The following is a 14,889-nucleotide window of genomic DNA, read 5'->3' as shown; positions in this document are numbered from 1 at the left end:
GGTTGGCACGCTTTTGGGGCGCCAACCAAGGTCGGCCTCTACCAGAGCACCGCCGGGTAAGCCGGGCCATGCCCGGCGACCACCCTGTCGATCAGGCCGACAGCTCCAGCAGCAGCTTGTTCAGCCTCGCCACGTAGGCACCCGGGTCCTTCAGGCTGTCACCGGCGGCCAGCGCGGCCTGGTCGAACAGCACCCGGCCGAGGTCGTCGAAACGCGCGCCATCGGCTTCGGCATCCAGCTTGGCAATCAGTGGGTGGCCCGGGTTGATTTCCAGCACCGGCTTGCTGTCCGGCACCTTCTGCCCGCTGGCTTCCAGGATCTGGCGCATCTGCAGGCCCAGGTCCTGTTCGCCGATGGCCAGTACCGCCGGCGAATCGGTCAGGCGGTGTGACACGCGCACTTCGGCCACGTCATCGCCCAGCACGGTCTTCAGGCGCTCGACCAGGCCCTGCTTGTCCTTCGCCGCGGCTTCCTGTTCCTGCTTGTCCGCTTCGGTTTCCAGCGCGCCCAGGTCGAGATCGCCACGAGCGATGTCGACGAAGCCCTTGCCGTCGAAATCGGTCAGGTAGCCCATCAGCCACTCGTCGATGCGGTCGGTCAGCAGCAGCACTTCCACGCCCTTCTTGCGGAACACTTCCAGGTGGGGGCTGTTGCGCACCTGGCTGTAGCTCTCGCCGGTCAGGTAGTAGATCTTGTCCTGGCCTTCGGTCATGCGGCCGAGGTAATCGGCCAGCGACACCGTCTGCGCATCGCTGTCGCCGCGGGTGGAGGCGAAGCGCAGCAGCCCGGCCACCTTCTCGCGGTTGTTGTAGTCCTCGGCCGGGCCTTCCTTCAGCACTTGGCCGAATTCCTTCCAGAACGTGGCGTATTGCTCCGGCTTGTCGGCGGCCAGCTTGTCCAGCATGTCCAGCGAGCGTTTGGTCAGCGCCGCCTTCATCGAATCGATGACCGGGCCGGACTGCAGGATCTCGCGCGAGACGTTCAGCGACAGGTCGTTGGAGTCGACCACGCCCTTGATGAAGCGCAGGTACAGCGGCAGGAACTGCTCGGCCTGGTCCATCACGAACACGCGCTGCACATAGAGCTTCAGGCCCTTGGGCGCATCGCGGTGGTACAGGTCGAACGGCGCGCGGCCGGGCACGTACAGCAGCGAGGTGTACTCCAGCTTGCCTTCGACCTTGTTGTGGCTCCACGCCAGCGGATCGCTGTGGTCGTGCGCCATGTGCTTGTAGAACTCGGTGTACTCGGCGTCGCCGATCTCGGTGCGCGGACGGGTCCACAGCGCGCTGGCGCGGTTGACGGTCTCCCACTCGACGGTGGCGCCTTCCTCGCCTTCCTTCGGCATCTGGATCGGCAGGCCGATGTGGTCCGAGTACTTCTTGAGGATGCTGCGCAGACGCCAGCCGTCGGCGAAATCATGCTCGCCATCCTTCAGATGCAGGACGATGCGGGTGCCGCGCTCGGCCTTGTCGACGGTGGCGACGTTGAAATCGCCTTCGCCGCGCGAGGTCCAGCGCACGCCTTCACCTGCGGCCAGGCCGGCGCGGCGCGAGGTCACTTCGACCTCGTCGGCAACGATGAAGGCGCTGTAGAAGCCGACGCCGAACTGGCCGATCAGCTGCGAATCCTTCTTCTGGTCGCCGGACAGCTGGCGCAGGAAATCGCCGGTGCCGGACTTGGCGATCGTGCCGAGATGGGCAATCGCCTCGGCGCGACTCATGCCGATGCCGTTGTCTTCGATGGTGATGGTGTGGGCGGCGGGGTCGAAGCTGACGCGCACGCGCAGTTCGCTGTCGCCTTCCAGCAGGGCCGGCTGGGTCAGGGCCTCGAAGCGCAGCTTGTCGGCGGCGTCGGCGGCGTTGGAGACCAGCTCGCGCAGGAAGATCTCCTTGTTGGAGTACAGCGAGTGGATCATCAGCTGCAGCAGCTGCTTGACTTCGGTCTGGAAGCCAAGGGTTTCGGTCTGGGTGGTCTCGGTCATCGATAGGGCTCCATGTGCAATGCCGCGCCAGCGCGTGCGGCCTCGCCAAGGGGTATGGCTGATTGTCCCGAAATCAAGGGGTTGGTCGGCCGGGCGGCGCCCGGCACCTGCAGAGGCCGAAGCAACAGCAACAGCAACAGCGGGCTATCCGTGGGATGGCGGGGCGGTGTGGGTTGGCAGGACACGCCGTAAACCCCCCTCCGGGGGCCGGCCCAGCCGCTGGCGGCTGTGCGTTCGGGCGCTCGCGAAGCAGTGCTTCGCAAGCAAAGCGCCCTCACCCATGGGGGCTCGATGGCGCCATCCATGGCGCCAACGGTCCTGCCACCCCACACCGCCCCGCCTCTGACAGATTTCCCGCGGCTGTTGGTAGGTGTCGACCTTGGTCGACACATCTGTCAGATATCGATACATCCAATGGGGTCAGATCCGTTTTCCGCAGGAAAACGGATCTGACCCCAAGAGCCGTTCCGACAGATCGCAGGGAACTGTCGAAGGCGGGGTGCATCCAATGGGGTCAGATCCGTTTTCTGCAGGAAAACGGATCTGACCCCAAGAGCCGTTCCGACAGATCGCAGGAAACTGTCGAAGGCGGGGTGGGTCCGGTTGAGGGGGCGTGAGCCGCATGGATGCGGCGACCGAGCTTACATGGACGTACTTGCAGCGTCCCCCTCAACCGGACCCACCCCGCCATCCCGCGGGGATGCCCGCTGTTGCTGTTGCTTCGGCTTCTGCGGGTGCCGGGCGCCGCCCGGCCGAACTACAATCCCGCTCATGCTGAATTTCTCGAATTCCTCCCGCCGGGGGCGCCGATGAGCGGCCGCGGTGGCAATGACGGCCAGGTCCGCATCATCGGCGGGCGCTGGCGCAATACCCGGCTGCCGGTGCCGACCCTGCCGGGCCTTCGCCCCAGCAGCGACCGCGTGCGCGAGACCCTGTTCAACTGGCTGATGCCCAAGCTCGGCGGGGCCCGCGTGCTGGACCTGTTCGCTGGCAGTGGCGCGCTGGGCCTGGAGGCGGTCTCGCGTGGCGCTGCCCACGCCACCCTGGTCGAGCGCGATGCGCAGCTGGGACGCAACCTGACCGCCGCCGTCGCCAGGCTGCAGGCCAGCGACCAGATCACCGTCGTGCAGGCCGATGCCCTGCGCTGGCTGCAAGGGGCGCAGGCGCAGCAGGCCGACCTGGTCTTCATCGACCCGCCGTTTGCCGATGGCCTGTGGCAGGACGTGCTGGCCCAGCTGCCGCGGCACCTGGCCGCCGACGCCTGGCTGTACCTGGAATCGCCGGCCGGCCACGTGCCGGTGCTGCCGCCGGACTGGCTGCTGCACCGCGAGGGTGGCACCCGCGAGGTGCGCTTTGCCCTGTACCGCCGTGCCACTGCTACACTTTGACCTCATCTGAACATCTGCATCCGCCCATGACCGTGGCCAATCGCCGCATTGCCGTCTACCCCGGCACGTTCGACCCCATCACCAACGGTCATATCGACCTTGTGAGCCGGGCCGCGCCGCTGTTCGAAAAGGTCGTGGTCGGCGTGGCGCAGAGCCCGTCCAAGGGCCCGGCGCTGCCGCTGGAGCAGCGCGTGCAGCTGGCGCGTGGCGCGCTGGCCCACCACGGCAACGTCGAGGTCATCGGCTTCGATACCCTGCTGGCCCATTTCGTACGTTCGGTGCAGGGCGGGGTGCTGCTGCGCGGCCTGCGCGCGGTGTCCGACTTCGAGTACGAATTCCAGATGGCCAGCATGAATCGCCACCTGATCCCCGAGGTCGAGACCCTGTTCCTGACCCCGGCCGAGCAGCACAGCTTCATTTCGTCCTCGCTGGTCCGCGAGATCGCGCGCCTGGGCGGCGACGTGTCCGGTTTCGTGCCGGCCGCGGTGCTCGAAGCCCTGCGCAAGGTCCGCGAAGCGAAGTCGGCACAGTCGTAAGCCCCGCTGTACCCGCACCCCATTACGTACACCACCACGCACCATTCCGGGAGGAAACCCATGAACACCACCATGCGCGCGATGCTGATCGCTTCGTTGGCCCTGGCCTTCACCGCCTGCAAGAAGGAAGAGGCCGCTCCGGTCGACGAGGCCAAGCAGGCCCTGGTCGCCCCGGCCAAGGACGACGATGCAGGCTGGAAGAAGTACCTGCAGGAAGTGGCGATCCAGAACATGGGCAACATCACCAACAGCCCGTTCCTGTACTACCTCTCGCCGGAATCGGACCCGGACTTCCAGGCCAAGTACGAGCGCCAGACCGAGAGCGCGACCCAGGCCGTGGCCCGTGGCGTGCAGCCGGGCAACATGCTGGCCTTCGGTTCGTCGGCCTCGGGCAAGATGGCGGACATGATCCAGGCCGTGTTCAAGGACGTGTCGCCGGATTCGATGAAGGGCGTGCGCGTCGTCTTCATCGGCCAGTCGGCCGACAACGCCCGCGTGCAGGCTGCGATCCAGCCGACCGGTGCCGAGTACATTTTCGTCGAAGCCAAGTAATACCGAGCCATGGCGGCCATGCTCCGGCATGGCCCGGGCGGCATCCTGCAAGGGCGCCGCTGATGACCTGACCGGCCCGCGCGCCCGCGCTGGCCGGTCCTTTGTCCCAGGGCGCGGGCGAGGAGTATCGCCGTGTCGCTGAAAATCAACGAGCTCTGCGTCAACTGCGACGTATGCGAGCCGGCCTGCCCCAACCAGGCCATTGCGATGGGTGAAACCATCTACGTGATCGACCCTGCGCGCTGCACCGAATGCGTGGGTCATTTCGACGAGCCACAGTGCGTGGTCGTCTGCCCGGTCGAGTGCATCGACCCGGACCCGGAGATCGTGGAAACGGAAGACCAGCTGCTGGCCAAGCTGCGCCAGCTGCAGCACGATCACCCCGAACTCTACGCGGAGCCCCCATCCGAATGAAGACGCTGATCGTCCGCCCCCTGTTGCTGCTCGGCCTGCTGCTGAGCCCCATGGCCTGGGCTGACAGCCCGGCCCGTGCCGATCGCCCTGATGGCGCGGCCATTGCCAGCGGCCACGCACTGGCCACCCAGGCCGGCATCGACATCCTGGCGCAGGGCGGCAACGCCTTCGACGCTGCAGTGGCGGTGTCGTCCACGCTGGCGGTGGTCGAGCCGATCAGTTCCGGGTTGGGCGGCGGCGGCTTCTTCCTGCTGCACGACGCGGCCACCGGCAAGGATGTGATGCTGGATGCGCGCGAGACCGCCCCGGCTGCGGCGACCCCGCAGGCCTTCCTCGACAAGCAGGGCAACCTGGACCGTGATCGTTCGGTCAACGGTGCCTGGTCGGCGGGTATTCCCGGCCTGCCCGCAGCGCTGGTCGAGCTGTCGGCCAAGCATGGCAAGCTGCCGTTGTCGGCCTCGCTGCAGCCGGCGATCCGCATCGCGCGCGAAGGTTTCCCGGTGTACGACCGCATGGCCAAGGGCTACGCGTCGCGGCGTGAAGTGATGGAGCGCTATCCCGGCACGCGCGAGGTCTACCTGCGCAATGGCAAGCCGATCGCCAGCGGTGACCTGTTCAAGCAGCCGGAACTGGCGCAGACGCTGGAGCGCCTGGCCGCGGGTGGCTTTGATGGCTTCTACAAGGGCCAGACCGGAAAGCTGTTGCTGGCGGGCGTGAAGCAGGCTGGCGGCAAGTGGACCGCTGAAGAACTGGCCGGTTACCGCGTCAAGCAGCGCGAGCCGATCGTGTTCAACTACAACGGCTGGAAGATCACCACCGCGCCGCCGCCGTCGTCCGGTGGCATCGCGCTGGCCAGCATGCTGCAGATCCTGGAAGGCTGGGACATCAGGAAGATGGACCCGGCCCACCGCACCCACCTGGTGGTGGAGTCGATGCGCCGCGCCTACCGCGACCGCACCTTCTTCCTCGGCGATCCGGACTTCGTGCAGATCCCGCAGAAAGTGCTGACCAGCAAGGACTACGCACAGGGCCTGCGGGCGACCATCCATCCGGAGAAGGCCACGCCCAGCGACCTGCTGTCGGGCAACCCGACGCCGCTGGAAGATGACGAGACCACGCACTTCTCGATCATCGACCGCGACGGCAACCGCGTCGGCGCCACCCAGACCGTCAACCTGCTGTATGGCTCGGGGCTGATTCCCAAGGGCACCGGCGTGCTGCTGAACAACGAGATGGACGACTTCGCGCTGAAGCCGGGCACGCCCAATGCGTTCGGCGTGATGGGCTATGAGGCCAATGCGCCGAAGGCCGGCAAGCGCATGCTCAGCTCGATGACGCCGACCTTCATGGAGAACGCCGACAAGGTCGTGGTGCTGGGCACCCCGGGTGGCAGCCGCATCATCACCATGGTGCTGCTGGGCATCCTCGGCTACGACGACGGCCTGGATGCACAGCAGGTTGCCGCGCTGCCGCGCTACCACCACCAGTGGCTGCCGGACCTGATCGAAGCCGAGGACGATGCGTTCGACGCGGCGACGGTGAAGCAGTTGCAGGCGATGGGCCACAAGATCGACCTGCCGGGTGACGTCGCCGCAGGCGGCCGCGGTTCCAGTCACGTGTGGGGCAACCTGCAGACCGTGGAATGGGACCGCAAGGCGAACAAGCTGTTCGGCGGCAGCGACCCCCGCAACCCGGTGGGCAGCGCCCAGGTCGTGCCGGCACGCTGATCCGGTAGCGCCGGCTGCTGGCCGGCAATCCGGCAGATTACCGAAACCCCGCCTTTGCCGGCGGGGTTTTCTGTTTCCTTTCTAGCGATTATTTAACGGGCCGGCGCCGATAATCGACGCATGAAACTCTGGTCTATTCGTGGAAACTCGCAGCGCCTCGATGGCGGCGCGATGTTCGGCAACGCACCGCGTGCGTTGTGGGAAAAATGGGCGGCGCCGGACGAGCTCAATCGCATCGAGCTGGCCTGCCGCGCACTGCTTGCCAGTCCGCTGGAAGGCAAGACCGTGCTGTTTGAAACGGGTATCGGGGCGTTCTTCGATCCGCGCATGCGCGAGCGCTACGGCGTGCAGGAAAGCCAGCACGTACTGATCGATTCGTTGCGCGAAGCCGGCTTCGAGCACGAGGATATCGACGTGGTGGTGCTCAGCCACCTGCACTTCGATCATGCCGGTGGCCTGCTGGCGGCATGGAGCGAAGGGCGAGAGCCGGAACTGCTGTTCCCCAATGCGACTTATGTGGTCGGTGCGCAGCATTGGCAGCGCGCCGTGCAGCCGCATCCGCGCGACCGTGCCAGCTTCATTCCGGAACTGCCGGGCCTGCTGCAGGCCAGTGGCCGGCTGGAAGTGGTGGACGGGGAGTACTCGAAGGCACTTGGCCGCAGCGTGCGCTTCAGCTACAGCGACGGGCATACGCCGGGACTGATGCTGGCCGAGATCGTCGGTCACGCGCATGCCGGCGAAAGTGCGCATGGTGGCGTGGTGTTCTGTGCCGACCTGATCCCGGGGCGCTCATGGGTACACGTGCCGATCACCATGGGCTACGACCGCAACGCCGAGCTGCTGATCGACGAGAAGCGGCAGTTCCTTGAAGACAAGCTGGCGCGCAACGTGCGGCTGTTCTTCACCCACGACCCGCAGGTGGCGCTGGCGCAGCTGGGCCGTGATGACAAGGGACGTTTCGTGACCCTGCACGAACAGGGCGAGCTGAAGGCGCGCGCCCTGGGGTAATGAAAAGGCCGGGCAATGCCCGGCCTTTCACTGACGGTGGTAGATCCACGCCATGCGTGGATGGCGTTCGATCCGGACGCGACGATTATGACGACTTCAGGCAGCTGCTCATGAAGGTCTTGCGCGCATCACCGGCCAGCTTCTTCGCGCCCGCGTCAGCGTTGCACTTGCGCATCCGTTCCTGCTGCGGATTGACCGCCTTGGTCTCGGCAGCGTGGCCGCTGAGGCAGGAGCTCTGCGCGGTCTTGTAGGCATCACCCTTCAAGCCCTTGTTCTTGGCCGAGCATTCGGCCATGCGCTGCTGCTGCGGGGTTGTGGCGTTGGCAGCCAGGGGCAGGCCGACCAGCAGGACGGCGGCCAGCAGGAAAGAGGCTTTCATCGGGAGCTCCAAGGGTGGCGGGTGCGCGGAGCATTCGCTTCAGGCCGGCAAGGCCACGTGAAGAATCACGCCAGTGCCGCGCCTGCTTGCGGCAACGTTCAGACCGGCGTATTACTTAGCTATATGGGTAAGTATTATCCTGCCATTGAAGATGTCTTCCAGGCACTGGCCGACCCGACCCGTTGCGCGATCGTAGCGGCGCTGGGGCAGGGGCCGCGCACGGTGTCGATGCTGGCCGAACCCTTCGAGATGGCCTTGCCCTCACTGATGAAACACCTGGCCGTGCTGGAGCGCAGCGGCGTGGTGCGCAGCCACAAGCAGGGGCGCACACGCACCTGCGAACTGGTGCCGGCGCGGCTGGGCCAGGCCGAACAATGGCTCGCAGAACAGCGTGCGGCTTGGGAAGCGCGTTCCGACCGCATGGTCGATTTCGTCGAAACCCTTCACCGACAGGAGCAGGCCCATGGCCGTAGACGCAGGTAACAACCCCGACACCGATCTGGTGATCAGCCGTGTGCTGAACGCACCGCGCGCCGCCTTGTGGCGGGCGTGGACCGACCCGGAACTGCTGCGCCAGTGGTGGTGCCCGAAGCCGTGGACCACCGAGGTACGCGGATTCGACCTGCGCCCCGGCGGGGCCTTCCACACCTTCATGCAGGGCCCCGATGGCGGCAGCAGTGACAATCCGGGCAGTTTCCTGGAGATCGTGCCGCAGCAGCGCCTGGTGTTCACCTCGATGCTGGGTGCGGGCTGGCGACCGCAGTCACCCTGGCTGGGCTTTACCGCCGTGATCACGATGGAGGACGAGGGGCAGGGCTGCCGCTACACCGCGCGGGTGATGCACCCGGACAAGGCGCTGCGTGACCAGCATGAGCAGCTGGGCTTCTTCGACGGCTGGAACACCGCCATCGACCAGCTGGAAGCCTTCGCCGCCGGGCTGTAGGCCGGAATGCGGGGTGGTGGGGTCAGGGCCCTTTCTGCGAAAGGGGTCCGACCCCCGCGATGTTGGGGTGGGATCCCTTTCGCTGTGAAAGGGCTCTGACCCCGGTTCACCGGATCAACCGACGCGGGTACCGAAGATGCGGTCGCCGGCGTCGCCCAGGCCCGGCAGGATGTAGCCCTTGTCGTTGAGCTGGGCATCGATGGCTGCGGTGTAGATCTCCACGTCCGGGTGCACGGCCTTGACCGCTTCGATGCCTTCCGGCGCGGCCACCAGGAAGATGCCCTTGATGCGGCGGGCACCGGCACGCTTGAGCATGTCGATGGTGGCGATCAGGGTGCCGCCGGTGGCCAGCATCGGGTCCAGGATCAGCGCGTCGCGCTCTTCCAGGCGGCCGGTCAGGCGCTCGAAGTAGGGCACCGGCTGCAGGGTTTCCTCGTCGCGCTGCAGGCCGACCACGCTGACACGGGCCGCCGGGATCAGCGACAGCACGCCGCTGAGCATGCCCAGGCCGGCACGCAGGATCGGCACCACGGTGATCTTGGCGCCGGCAATACGCTGCACCGTCACCGGGCCGGCCCAGCCGGGCAGGGTGTGCGGCTCGGTGTCCAGGTCGGCGGTGGCCTCGTAGGCCAGCAGCGTACCCAGCTCGTTGGCCAGTTCGCGGAAATCCTTGGTGCTGAGCGCAGCGTTGCGCATCAGGCCGATCTTGTGCTGCACCAGCGGGTGGCGCACTTCGACGATCTTCATGGTCGGGAAGGGGGAAAAGGAGAGAGGAGGCCATTTTGCCGGATTGGCGTGTCGAACCCCAAACCGGGCCTGGATCTGATGTACATGAAATGTGCAGGCGCATGTCACGGCCATGCAACCTTGCGGACATACCGTGCAGACCCATTCTTAACAGGAATGGGGATTCCCAGTGCATATCAAGACTCCGTTGGCCGTTGCCATCACCCTGACCCTGGCGATGGGGGCCGCGGCACCGCTGCAGGCTGCCGGGCAACAGGCGGTAGCCGCTACCGGCGCCGTGGCGGCCGACGCGGTCGACCTGGACCGTATCGAAGTGCGCGCCCAGCTCGAATCGCAGATCCGCGCGGTCGACCTCAAGCGCAGCAGCGACGCCATCGAGGACGCGGTGTCCTCCGATGCCCTGGGCCAGTATCCGGACAAGAACGTGGCCGAATCACTGCAGCGCCTGCCGGGCGTCAGCGTGACCCGCGACCAGGGCGAAGGCCGCTTCGTGGTCATTCGCGGCCTGGATGCCAATCTCAACAGCGTCAGCGTGGATGGCATCGCCATCGGTACGCCGGAAGATTCCAGCCGCGCCGCGCCGCTGGACGTGATCCCATCGGACTCCACCGAGCGCCTGCGCGTGGTCAAGTCGCCGACCCCGGACATGCCCGGTGATGCCATCGGCGGCGCCGTGCTGGTGGAATCGGCGTCGGCCTTCGACCGCGACGGCCGCAGCCTGCGCGGCAAGATCGAGGGCAGCCACCAGCAGCTGTCCGGCGAGACCAGCCCCAAGGCCGCCTTCAACTACAGCGAAGTGTTCAACGACACGTTCGGCGTGGCGCTGGGCGTGAATTACCAGAAGCGCCGGTTCGAGTCGGACAACACCGAAGTGGAGTACGACGGCGAGGACGATGCCGCCCCCGGTGACGTGACCGCGATCAACCTGCAGCACCGCAAGTACGAGATCGAGCGCAAGCGCATCGGTGCCAACCTCAACCTCGACTGGCGCCCCAACGAAGACAGCACGTACTACCTGCGCACGCTGTACAGCCAGTTCGACGATGCGGAGACCCGCCAGCGCGTGATCTTCAACTTCGACGACGCGAAGATGGTCAAGACCGGCACCGACCAGTACCGGCTCGATGGCATGCCGAAGGACTCGATCGACAAGCGCATGCGCTACCGCACCAAGAAGGAGAACACCTTTGCGGCCAGTCTTGGTGGCGAGAACAAGCTGACCAACGCCGTGGTCGATTACCGGATCGGCTACACCCGTACCGAAGAGCGCGTGAACGACGAGATGGAGGCGCGCTTCAAGCTCAACGGCAAGGCCTTCAATGGCACCCTGGACCAGAGCAGCCGCCTGCCCAGCTACAGCTTCGACAATCCGCAGTGGCTGGACAACGGCAACTACGCGTTCGACCGCGTCGTGCTTTCGCCCAAGCAGGTGAACGACAAGGAACACAGCGCGCAGGTCAACGTGCGCTTCGACGGCGACAGCAGCAGCATCAAGTTCGGCCTGCTCGGCCGCTGGCGCGACCGCGACGTGAATGTCGATGAGCGCGAACTGCGCGTCGGCCCGAAGGTGGTGCTGTCGAGCTGGACCACCTCTTCGCCGGAGCATCGCCACGGCAACATGGGGGATGGCATGGACTCGGCTGCGATGCGCGCGTTCTGGGCCGCCAATGGTGGCCAGTACAGCGCCCGCCCGCAGGATGTCGGCGGCAATGCGATGACGTCGCTGGAAGAGGATTACGTGGCCAGCGAGGACATCTTCGCCAGCTATGCCATGGGTACCTGGGATGTGGGCGCGCTGCGCATCATCGGCGGCGTGCGCGTGGAGAACACCCGCTTCAAGGCAGTCGGCAACCAGGTGGACGTGGCCGCCAACGGCCGCAGCTTCACCGTCACCCCGCGCGTGGCCAACAGCAGCTACACCAACGTGCTGCCGGGCCTGCATCTGCGCTATGACGCGGCCGATGACTGGGTGCTGCGCGCCTCGGCCAACAAGACCGTATCGCGCCCGTCCTTCGGCGACGTCTCGCCGCGCGTGGGTTACAGCCGCGGTGACGAGGAAGTGCGCCTGGGCAACCCGGAACTGGATCCGTACGAGTCGAAGAACATCGACCTGTCGGTGGAGAAGTACATCGGCAGCAGCGGCATCGTTTCGCTGGGCCTGTTCCACAAGTCGATCGATGGCTACATCGTGGAGACCGTGCGGACCAATGATCCGGCCTACGGCGGATTCGACGTGACCCAGCCGATCAATGGTCGCAAGGCCACCGTGCGTGGCGCGGAATTCAACTGGCAGCAGCAGCTGGCCTTCCTGCCGGAGGGCCTGGATGGCCTGCTGATCGGTGCCAGTGGCACCTGGCTGGACACCACGTTCGATGCCGGCATCAAGGGACGTGAGGGCGAGGACTTCACCCTGCCGCGCGCTTCCAAGCATGTCTACAGCGCACACATCGGCTATGAAAAGTACGGTGTAAGCACGCGTCTGGCGGCCGTGTACCGCAGCGAGTATCTGGACAGCATCGGCAAGGGGCGTGCATTCGACATCTACGTGGCACCCAACACCCAGCTCGATTTCTCGCTGGACTACAAGTTCACCCCGCGCGTGAGCATGTACTTCGAAGCGCAGAACCTGCTGGACAAGCCGCTGGAGCTGTACCAGGGCACCCGCTCGCGCACCCTGCAGATGGAAGAGTACGGCCGCACCTATGCGCTGGGCCTGAAGGTGGCGCTGTGATGGGGCGTGGCGTCACTGTCCTGGCCGCCGCGCTGGCGGCTACGCTGGTCGCCGGCTGCACGCCGGCCACCGGCAACGATCCGGTTGCGGGAGCGGCCGCGCCGGCCGCCAATGGCGAGCGCGTGGTGAGCACCATCGCCGAAGCATTCCTGTCACCGATGACCCCGGCCGACAACATCGACTCGCCGGCGGCCTGGCGCGCGCCGGACGGCGCGCTGTGGCTGATCGCCACCGCCAAGGCCACCGACAAGCTGGTGGTCTACGACGGCAGCACCGGCCAGCACCTGCGTGACGTCGGCAGCAGCGGCACCGCACCGGGGCAGTTCGACCGCCCAAACGGCATCGCGGTGACCGACGACCTGCTGTGGATCGTCGAGCGCGACAATCACCGCGTGCAGGTGCTGAGCCTGCCGGACTTCGCGCCGCTGGCGACCTTCGCTGCGGACGACCTGCGCAAGCCGTACGGTCTGTGGGTCGACCGCCGTGCCGATGGCTACAGCGTCTACGTCACCGATTCCTGGGACAACGGCGAGGATGCGCAGGGGCGTGACATCCTGCCGCCGCTGGCCGAGCTGGACAAGCGAGTGCGCCAGTACCATGTGACCCGCGACGGCGCGAAGGTCGAGGCGAAGCTGGTGGCCAGCATCGGCGATACCACCGAGGCCGGTGCACTGCGCGTGGTCGAGTCGATCTGGGGCGACCCCGAGAACGACCGGCTGCTGATTGCCGAAGAGGACGAGCGCTACGCCAGCGAGTTCAAGGTCTACACCCTGGCGGGCCGCTTCACTGGCACCACCTTTGGCCGCGACGTGTTCAAGGCCCAGGCCGAAGGCGTGACCCTGCGCACCTGCGGCAAGGACGGCTGGTGGATCACCACCGAACAGGGCAAGCAGCGCAGCGTGTTCCACCTGTTCGACCGGCACACGCTGAAGCCGGTCGGCGCGTTCCAGGGCAATACCGTGGCCAACACCGATGGCATCTGGATGATGCAGCAGCCCAGCGCGCGCTTCCCACACGGTGCGCTGTATGCAGTACATGACGACCAGGGCGTGGTGGCCTTCGATTGGGAGAGCATCGCCAAGCAGCTGGCGTTGCCGCTGGAGTGTGGCGCATGAGCGGGCAGTGCGTAATGCGCGCGCTGGCGCTGGGCCTGCTGCTGGCGCTGCCGTCGCTGTCGTTCGCGGCGGCCGAACCGAATACCCAGGTGCCGGCAGGTAGCCGCCACTACGCGGCGACGACGGTGCCGGACCGCATCGTCGCCTCGCCGGCGGTTGATTCCAGCCATGGGTTCGCCGTGGCCTGGCGTACCGACGACAGCGTGCAGGCGCCGCTGCTGGAAATCGCGCTGGCCGCAGATTCGCCGGCCATTGAAGGCATCCGCCAGGTGCGTGCGACGACCCGCGCGCTGCAGACCGAGAACGGTCTGTCGCACCACCATCGGGCAGATATCGATGGCCTGCAGCCGGATACCCAGTACGTCTACCGTGTGCAGGGCAATGGCAGCTGGAGCGCCTGGAACCAGCTGCGCACGCTGGCCAGCGCCGATCAGCCGCTGACCCTGCTGTACTTCGGCGATACCCAGAACAAGAACGTCAGCCATGTCAGCCGCGTGGTGCGTGCCGCGCAGAAGGCTGCGCCGCAGGCGCGCATGAGTCTGTTTGCCGGTGACCTGGTCAGCGGAGGCGACAACATGGATGACAGCGAGTGGGGTGAGTGGTTCGCTGCGACCAGTTGGCTGGCGCAGGAAACGCTGGTGGCGCCGGCCATCGGCAACCACGAGTACTTCGAGGAATTCGAGGACACCCCGCAGGAGCGCCGCGTGCTGGGCCGCCACTGGCCGGTGACGTTCGCGCTGCCGGGCAATGGTGCCACCGCCGCGCAGCAGACCAGCTACTGGTTCGATGCGCAGGGCGTGCGCGTGGCCGTGGTCGATGGCACATCGGCACTCGACCTCGGCACCGCCAAGGCGCAGGCACAGTGGCTGGACAAGGTGCTGACCGGCAATCGGCAGGCGTGGACCATCGTGCTGCTGCACCAGCCGTTCTACTCGCCGCGCGAAGGGCGCGAGAACGCCGCGTTGCGTGACGTGCTGCTGCCGGTGGTACGCCGCCACAACGTAGATCTGGTGCTGCAGGGCCATGACCACACCTATGGCCGCCGTGGCGAAGGGCAGGCCGCGACGCCGCAGTATGTGGTGACCGTGGCCGGACCGAAGCAGTACCGCCTTTCCGACGAAGCGCGCAGGACGATGGACCCGGTGGCCGAGGACACCCAGCTGTTCCAGGTGCTGAACATCGACCCGCAGCACCTGCGCTATGAAGCACGCACCGTGACCGGCCGTCTTTACGATGCCTTCGAATTGCGTCGTGATGCCAAGGGTGGAAAGCAGCGCACGGAGCTGACCGAAGGCCGCATTGCTCCGCGCGACTGCCCGCGCGCGCAGACCGCCAAGGGTCGCGCCGACCGCTGCTGGGAATGAGGAG

14 protein-coding genes are annotated in these 14,889 nt (G+C 66.5%); 11 read left to right on the top strand and 3 right to left on the bottom strand.

Annotated features, from left to right (window positions below):
• Positions 1-91 precede the first annotated feature (91 nt).
• Positions 92-1,981 carry a molecular chaperone HtpG gene (htpG, locus tag ACUVWL_RS09255; protein ID WP_445979113.1) on the bottom strand — a complete coding sequence of 630 codons (1,890 nt, stop codon included), beginning with the start codon at positions 1,979-1,981 and terminating at the stop codon, positions 92-94.
• An 809-nt stretch (positions 1,982-2,790) separates the two neighbouring features.
• Here htpG and rsmD point away from each other — a divergent pair.
• The 6 genes from rsmD to ACUVWL_RS09225 all read left to right on the top strand — a co-directional run bounded on the left by rsmD (position 2,791) and on the right by ACUVWL_RS09225 (position 7,606).
• Positions 2,791-3,369 (top strand): 16S rRNA (guanine(966)-N(2))-methyltransferase RsmD, encoded by a 579-nt coding sequence (gene rsmD / locus ACUVWL_RS09250; protein WP_014646773.1) that lies wholly within the window; start codon positions 2,791-2,793, stop codon positions 3,367-3,369.
• Between the two features lie 26 nt (positions 3,370-3,395).
• Complete coding sequence (coaD, locus tag ACUVWL_RS09245; protein ID WP_014036814.1) at positions 3,396-3,905, top strand: pantetheine-phosphate adenylyltransferase; 510 nt, start codon at positions 3,396-3,398, stop codon at positions 3,903-3,905.
• A gap of 60 nt (positions 3,906-3,965) precedes the next feature.
• Positions 3,966-4,457, top strand: coding sequence for a hypothetical protein (locus tag ACUVWL_RS09240; protein WP_005409092.1), 492 nt, complete (start codon positions 3,966-3,968; stop codon positions 4,455-4,457).
• A 132-nt stretch (positions 4,458-4,589) separates the two neighbouring features.
• The gene (locus ACUVWL_RS09235; protein WP_004153175.1) at positions 4,590-4,871 is read left to right on the top strand and encodes a YfhL family 4Fe-4S dicluster ferredoxin; all 282 of its coding nucleotides are present in this window, start codon (positions 4,590-4,592) and stop codon (positions 4,869-4,871) included.
• Positions 4,868-6,598 (top strand): gamma-glutamyltransferase, encoded by a 1,731-nt coding sequence (gene ggt, locus ACUVWL_RS09230; RefSeq protein WP_014646774.1) that lies wholly within the window; start codon positions 4,868-4,870, stop codon positions 6,596-6,598. The genes ACUVWL_RS09235 and ggt overlap by 4 nt, the downstream gene beginning before the upstream one ends.
• A gap of 120 nt (positions 6,599-6,718) precedes the next feature.
• The gene (locus tag ACUVWL_RS09225) at positions 6,719-7,606 is read left to right on the top strand and encodes an MBL fold metallo-hydrolase (protein WP_019338337.1); all 888 of its coding nucleotides are present in this window, start codon (positions 6,719-6,721) and stop codon (positions 7,604-7,606) included.
• Positions 7,607-7,691: 85 nt separating this feature from the next.
• Here ACUVWL_RS09225 and ACUVWL_RS09220 read toward each other — a convergent pair whose 3' ends face one another.
• Entirely contained in the window at positions 7,692-7,985 is a 294-nt protein-coding gene (locus ACUVWL_RS09220) for a PsiF family protein (protein ID WP_046430010.1), read from the bottom strand.
• Between the two features lie 57 nt (positions 7,986-8,042).
• On the opposite strand from ACUVWL_RS09220, the gene ACUVWL_RS09215 reads away from it, so the two are divergent.
• Both ACUVWL_RS09215 and ACUVWL_RS09210 read left to right on the top strand, forming a co-directional pair.
• On the top strand, positions 8,043-8,468 hold the full coding sequence (locus ACUVWL_RS09215) for an ArsR/SmtB family transcription factor (protein ID WP_229653747.1): 426 nt from the start codon (positions 8,043-8,045) through the stop codon (positions 8,466-8,468).
• Positions 8,449-8,928, top strand: coding sequence for an SRPBCC family protein (locus ACUVWL_RS09210; RefSeq protein ID WP_346601850.1), 480 nt, complete (start codon positions 8,449-8,451; stop codon positions 8,926-8,928). The genes ACUVWL_RS09215 and ACUVWL_RS09210 overlap by 20 nt, the downstream gene beginning before the upstream one ends.
• Positions 8,929-9,042: 114 nt before the next feature.
• Here ACUVWL_RS09210 and upp read toward each other — a convergent pair whose 3' ends face one another.
• Complete coding sequence (gene upp / locus ACUVWL_RS09205) at positions 9,043-9,675, bottom strand: uracil phosphoribosyltransferase (RefSeq protein ID WP_005409099.1); 633 nt, start codon at positions 9,673-9,675, stop codon at positions 9,043-9,045.
• A 217-nt stretch (positions 9,676-9,892) separates the two neighbouring features.
• Here upp and ACUVWL_RS09200 point away from each other — a divergent pair, with 217 nt between their 5' ends.
• From ACUVWL_RS09200 to ACUVWL_RS09190, 3 genes are read left to right on the top strand one after another with little or no spacing between them, the layout of a single operon-like run.
• Positions 9,893-12,406: a TonB-dependent receptor gene (locus ACUVWL_RS09200; RefSeq protein WP_425604835.1), complete on the top strand. Its 2,514-nt coding sequence runs from the start codon at positions 9,893-9,895 to the stop codon at positions 12,404-12,406.
• A complete protein-coding gene (locus ACUVWL_RS09195) occupies positions 12,406-13,521 on the top strand; it encodes a phytase (protein ID WP_032959149.1) in 1,116 nt (371 codons plus the stop codon). The genes ACUVWL_RS09200 and ACUVWL_RS09195 overlap by 1 nt, the downstream gene beginning before the upstream one ends.
• Complete coding sequence (locus ACUVWL_RS09190; protein WP_014646781.1) at positions 13,518-14,885, top strand: purple acid phosphatase family protein; 1,368 nt, start codon at positions 13,518-13,520, stop codon at positions 14,883-14,885. Before ACUVWL_RS09195 ends, ACUVWL_RS09190 begins: the two co-directional genes overlap by 4 nt.
• Positions 14,886-14,889 lie beyond the last annotated feature (4 nt).

The sequence above is a fragment of the Stenotrophomonas muris genome, assembly GCF_052751275.1.
Note: the sequence above shows the minus strand (reverse complement) of the source record. Positions and strands in the feature narration are given on the sequence as shown.

Excerpts from the sequence above, each read along its gene's own strand:
- htpG (WP_445979113.1), bottom strand. The coding sequence starts at position 1,981 with ATGACCGAGACCACCCAGACCGAAACCCTTGGCTTCCAGACCGAAGTC.
- rsmD (WP_014646773.1), top strand. The coding sequence starts at position 2,791 with ATGAGCGGCCGCGGTGGCAATGACGGCCAGGTCCGCATCATCGGCGGG.
- coaD (WP_014036814.1), top strand. The coding sequence starts at position 3,396 with ATGACCGTGGCCAATCGCCGCATTGCCGTCTACCCCGGCACGTTCGAC.
- ACUVWL_RS09240 (WP_005409092.1), top strand. The coding sequence starts at position 3,966 with ATGAACACCACCATGCGCGCGATGCTGATCGCTTCGTTGGCCCTGGCC.
- ggt (WP_014646774.1), top strand. The coding sequence starts at position 4,868 with ATGAAGACGCTGATCGTCCGCCCCCTGTTGCTGCTCGGCCTGCTGCTG.
- ACUVWL_RS09225 (WP_019338337.1), top strand. The coding sequence starts at position 6,719 with ATGAAACTCTGGTCTATTCGTGGAAACTCGCAGCGCCTCGATGGCGGC.
- ACUVWL_RS09220 (WP_046430010.1), bottom strand. The coding sequence starts at position 7,985 with ATGAAAGCCTCTTTCCTGCTGGCCGCCGTCCTGCTGGTCGGCCTGCCC.
- ACUVWL_RS09210 (WP_346601850.1), top strand. The coding sequence starts at position 8,449 with ATGGCCGTAGACGCAGGTAACAACCCCGACACCGATCTGGTGATCAGC.
- upp (WP_005409099.1), bottom strand. The coding sequence starts at position 9,675 with ATGAAGATCGTCGAAGTGCGCCACCCGCTGGTGCAGCACAAGATCGGC.
- ACUVWL_RS09200 (WP_425604835.1), top strand. The coding sequence starts at position 9,893 with ATGGGGGCCGCGGCACCGCTGCAGGCTGCCGGGCAACAGGCGGTAGCC.
- ACUVWL_RS09195 (WP_032959149.1), top strand. The coding sequence starts at position 12,406 with ATGGGGCGTGGCGTCACTGTCCTGGCCGCCGCGCTGGCGGCTACGCTG.
- ACUVWL_RS09190 (WP_014646781.1), top strand. The coding sequence starts at position 13,518 with ATGAGCGGGCAGTGCGTAATGCGCGCGCTGGCGCTGGGCCTGCTGCTG.